A 4,363-nucleotide genomic window follows, 5' to 3' on the forward strand; every position below is an offset into this window, starting at 1 on the left:
GTACTTCGCCAGAGGAATTTTATCTTCAATTCGCTCGCGTAGTGGAGGCAGCACGATTTCCATAGTATTGATGCGATAATACAAATCTTCACGGAAATTCTTATCTGTAACTTCTTGTTTTAGATTCAGGTTGGTAGCTGTAATAATGCGAACATTCAGCGGCCTAGCTTTTGATTCTCCTAATCGCGTTACCATTTTAGTTTGAATTATCTGCAAGAGTTTAGCTTGTAAATGCAATGGGACGTTTCCTATTTCATCTAAGAAAATAGTGCCGTTTTGAGCCATTTCAAAACGTCCTGGCGTATCAACTTTCGCATCTGTAAAAGCACCCTTAGCATAGCCAAATAATTCGCTCTCAAAAATATTAGAATTTAAAGAACCCAAATCAACGTGAATAAAAGGATTATTTTTCCGCTCTGATTCCAGATGAATATGATGTGACAACACAAATTTACCAGTTCCGTTCTCGCCAAGTATTAAAACATTGGCATCTGTTTTGGCCACTTTATCAGCCAGAGAATAAGCTTTTTTTATAACATCTGAACTACCAACAAAAAATTCGTCAACAATCTCGGTATTATTTGATTTCTTTTGTTCTTTCCGGCTTTTTTCAACTCCCTGTTTTACAATGCTAAGTAATTTTTCATTTTCCCAAGGTTTCAAAATATAATCAAAAGCACCTGCTTTTAAACCTTCTACAGCAGTTTCTACTTTACCAAAAGCGGTCATCAAAATAACGACCGTTTTTGGCGAAAGCGTTTTTATTTCTTTTAATAAATACAAACCTTCTCTGCCGTCTTCAAATCCTATTCTGTAATTCATATCCAGCAAAACCACATCAATGGTATTTTTTGATAATAATTCAACTACATTTTTTGGGTTATTGAGCGTATAAATGTTTTCAAAATGCTTTTTAAGTAGCATTTTAGAAGCAAAAAGAATGTCTTCTTGGTCGTCTATAACTAAAATTGAGGCGTTGGTCTTTTTCATTCTAGCGTAATATCTGTATTTTTTTTATTCAGAAAATGGAATCGTTGTTCGGAATCGGACAAATAGTGTTCAATTATGGACACCGTGTAAATATTATTAAAATTAAAAGCCTAATAATAAATTAATTACAGTTTTTGTTTTTCTGGTACGATTATCCTATTAGACTACATAAATAATAAAAAATGGACACCAAAATCGTACGTAAAACTAACAAAAAAAAGTATCTTTTAATGGCTTTGCCGATTATCTTACTCTTCGGGTATTTTGTCTTTTCATCTGTTACTAAAAAAAGAAGTTTGAACGTAAAAAAAGTTGAAATTACGATTAAGACCGTAGAAAATAATTTTTTCGAAGATTTTATGTCTTTTCAGGCAAAAGCAGTTCCTTTAAATTCGATGCTAGTGAATATTATAGAAGGCGGAGCCATTCAGGAAATATTTGTTGAAAATGGAGATATGGTTGTAAAAGGACAACCGTTAGCACGCTTATATAATCCTAATGCAGAACTGGCGTACATGCAGCAAGAAACGGCTATTATCGAACAAATTAATAACTTAAATAAGGGCAAACTCGATTTAAGAAATCAGGAATTGAATTTAGAAAAAGACTTGATTGGAATAGAACACGATTATCTTGATGCTAAAAACTTATTCGAATTGAACCAAAAACTTTTTGACAAAGAAATACTTTCAAAAAATGAATGGGAAAAGACCCAAGAAAATTATCGTTTTCAAAAAGAGCGCATGAACATAATCAAAAAAAGTGTCAAAAAAGAAAAATTAGCAAATCAAGTCCAGATTGGACAATTGAATCAATCCATTGGTTTCATGAATAAAAGTTTGGATATTTTGAGAATGAATAAAAAGAATTTCCTTATAACAGCACCAATTTCTGGAAGACTTTCTTCCTTTGAACCTATACTAGGGAAAACCTATGAACAAAATACAAGTATTGGTTCTATTGATGACAGGAAAGGATATAAATTGACAGCTGACATCGACGAATTTTATTTGGATAAAATTGCAGAACAACAAAAAGGAACAGTAGATTTTGAAAATAAATCCATCGAAGTTCTAATAACCAAAGTGATTCCTGAAATAAAAAATGGAAGGTTTCAAGTAGAATTGGATTTTGTTTCATCTGAAAAATTAGATTTAAAACAAGGATTGAGTTTTGGCGTAAAATTAAACCTATCAGAAAAAACCAAGATGGTAGTACTTTCCAAAGGAAGCTTTAACGAAGAAACTAATGGAAAATGGATTTTTGTAGTCAATGGCAACAAAGCAGAGAGAAAAACAATCAAATTGGGTCGAGAAAATCCATTATATTATGAAGTACTCGGCGGATTGAAAGCAGGTGAAAAAGTGATCACTTCCTCTTATAAAGACTATAAAGAAGTCGAAGTTTTGAATTTAGAATAAAAAAATAGTACATAATTAATTTAGATAAAAATAGCATCAATCAAAAAACGAATAGTATGATCACAATTAAAAATCTTTCAAAAGTATTTAGAACAGAAGAAGTAGAAACTATGGCACTGAGTGAAGTTTCATTAACCATTAATCAAGGTGATTTTGTTTCGATTATGGGACCATCGGGAAGCGGAAAGTCTACTTTATTGAATATTGTTGGGTTGTTAGATAGTGCCTCGGGTGGGAGTTATCAGTTACTCAATCAGGAAATGTTTGGTCTGAAAGAGAAAGAAAAATCGAAAGCAAGAAAAGAAAATATTGGCTTTATTTTTCAGAATTTCAACCTGATAGATGAATTATCAGTTTATGACAATATTGAATTGCCGTTGATTTATAATAAAGTTCCATCCTCTGACAGAAAGAAAAAAGTAGAAGTAATAGCTGATAAATTAGGAATTTCTCACCGATTGAAACATATTCCGCAGCAACTTTCCGGAGGACAGCAACAACGTGTAGCAGTAGCAAGAGCCTTGATTAACGACCCAAAGATTATTCTTGCCGATGAGCCAACAGGAAATCTAGACAGCAAAAACGGAAATGAAGTAATGGAATTATTGACTGATTTGCATGCTAACGGTGCCACAATCCTGATGGTGACACACTCAGATTATGACGCTTCCTTCTCGCAGAAAACCATTATAATGAAAGATGGTGTGATCCTTTCAGAAAAAATAAATAGTCGCAATGTGGATGTTTTTAAAGTATAGAAATGATAAACATCCTTTTATCGATCACCACAATCATCCTTGAGTTGCTTTGCAAAACACTTTTGTAAACAGCTTTAATTTCTCATCAATCAAATCAAAATTTAATCAATCAAAAAGTCATGATTCTCAACTGGATAAAAATATTTCTTTACCACTTAAAGCAAAACAAACTGTTTTCTTTTCTCAATATTTTGGGTTTAAGCATTGGTATTGCAGGATTGATTTTCGCCATTTTATACTGGAATGACGAACAAAGTTATAATGCTTGGAATCCTAATAAAGAAAAAGTGTTTTTGGTCGCTAATCAAATGAGCGAGAATACATTTTGGGCATCGAGTTCAGCTCCAATAGGTGCTGCGATACAAGAGAAAAATTCAGAAGTAGCATCGTATTGTTATTTAAGTGGGAATTATGAAAGCGATCTAATTCGGTTTAAAAATAAGAAAGTGCAATCGAGTAAAATCGTATTAGCACAAAAGAATTTTTTTGAATTTTTCCCTTTTGAATTTGTTGAAGGAAACCAAAAATCAGCATTACCTGATGAGAATAGTATTAGTTTATCTCAAGATTTAGCTTTGCAGCTTTTTGGAAAAGAGACTGCTTTAGGAAAAGAAGTTCTTTTTCAGAATAAAAAACTCACTGTAAGAGGGGTATATAAGATGGATAAAAAATCCTCTTATAATCCATCTGCTGTGATTAATTTCATTGATTTAAGAATTAGAAAAACTATTGATCAATGGGGAAATTTTCAGTTTGTATTATTTCTTAAAGTTAAAAATCCTAGTAAAGTTTCGCTTATCGAAAATGATTTGCAAAAACTTTATTACGATAACATGACAGTTCGCTATGCCAAAGAAAACGGAATTACTCCAGAGCAGTATATTGAAAAGTATGGGAATACCAAACCCTCTTTAGAACCTTTGTATACTATTAGGTTACATACTAAAACTAGTGGTTTAATAGAGGAAAATGGTAATTTTCTGTTTTTGATGATTATGGTAGGATTATCTGTTTTAATTCTGCTCCTTTCGATTGTAAATTATATCAATTATGCAACTGCAAATGCTATAAAACGCGCCAAAGAAGTTGGCATAAGAAAAGTTATAGGTTCTTCAAAAATTAATATAATTCAGCAATTTGTTTTTGAAACAGCAATACTATCGTTGTTTTCAATTTTAATTGCTCTTGTACTTG

At 32.0% G+C, this 4,363-nt stretch carries 4 protein-coding genes; 3 read left to right on the top strand and 1 reads right to left on the bottom strand.

What is annotated here, in order from left to right; all coding sequences use genetic code 11:
- Positions 1-990: sigma-54-dependent transcriptional regulator (locus ACH2BG_RS03335; RefSeq protein ID WP_395046314.1), on the bottom strand; the 990-nt coding region annotated here is incomplete at its 3' end.
- A 296-nt stretch (positions 991-1,286) separates the two neighbouring features.
- Between ACH2BG_RS03335 and ACH2BG_RS03340 the strand changes: the two genes are divergently transcribed.
- From ACH2BG_RS03340 to ACH2BG_RS03350, 3 genes are all read left to right on the top strand, one after another.
- Positions 1,287-2,411, top strand: coding sequence for an efflux RND transporter periplasmic adaptor subunit (locus ACH2BG_RS03340; protein WP_395046315.1), 1,125 nt, complete (start codon positions 1,287-1,289; stop codon positions 2,409-2,411).
- A 56-nt stretch (positions 2,412-2,467) separates the two neighbouring features.
- Positions 2,468-3,169, top strand: a complete 702-nt coding sequence (locus tag ACH2BG_RS03345; protein ID WP_395046316.1) for an ABC transporter ATP-binding protein — start codon at positions 2,468-2,470, stop codon at positions 3,167-3,169.
- A 119-nt stretch (positions 3,170-3,288) separates the two neighbouring features.
- Positions 3,289-4,363, top strand: a 1,075-nt coding sequence (locus ACH2BG_RS03350) for an ABC transporter permease (protein WP_395046317.1), incomplete at its 3' end; no start/stop codon positions are given.

This window comes from Flavobacterium sp. (assembly GCF_043779715.1).
Taxonomy (GTDB): domain Bacteria; phylum Bacteroidota; class Bacteroidia; order Flavobacteriales; family Flavobacteriaceae; genus Flavobacterium.

Coding starts and splice junctions, on each gene's coding strand:
- ACH2BG_RS03345 (WP_395046316.1), top strand. CDS start 2,468: ATGATCACAATTAAAAATCTTTCAAAAGTATTTAGAACAGAAGAAGTA.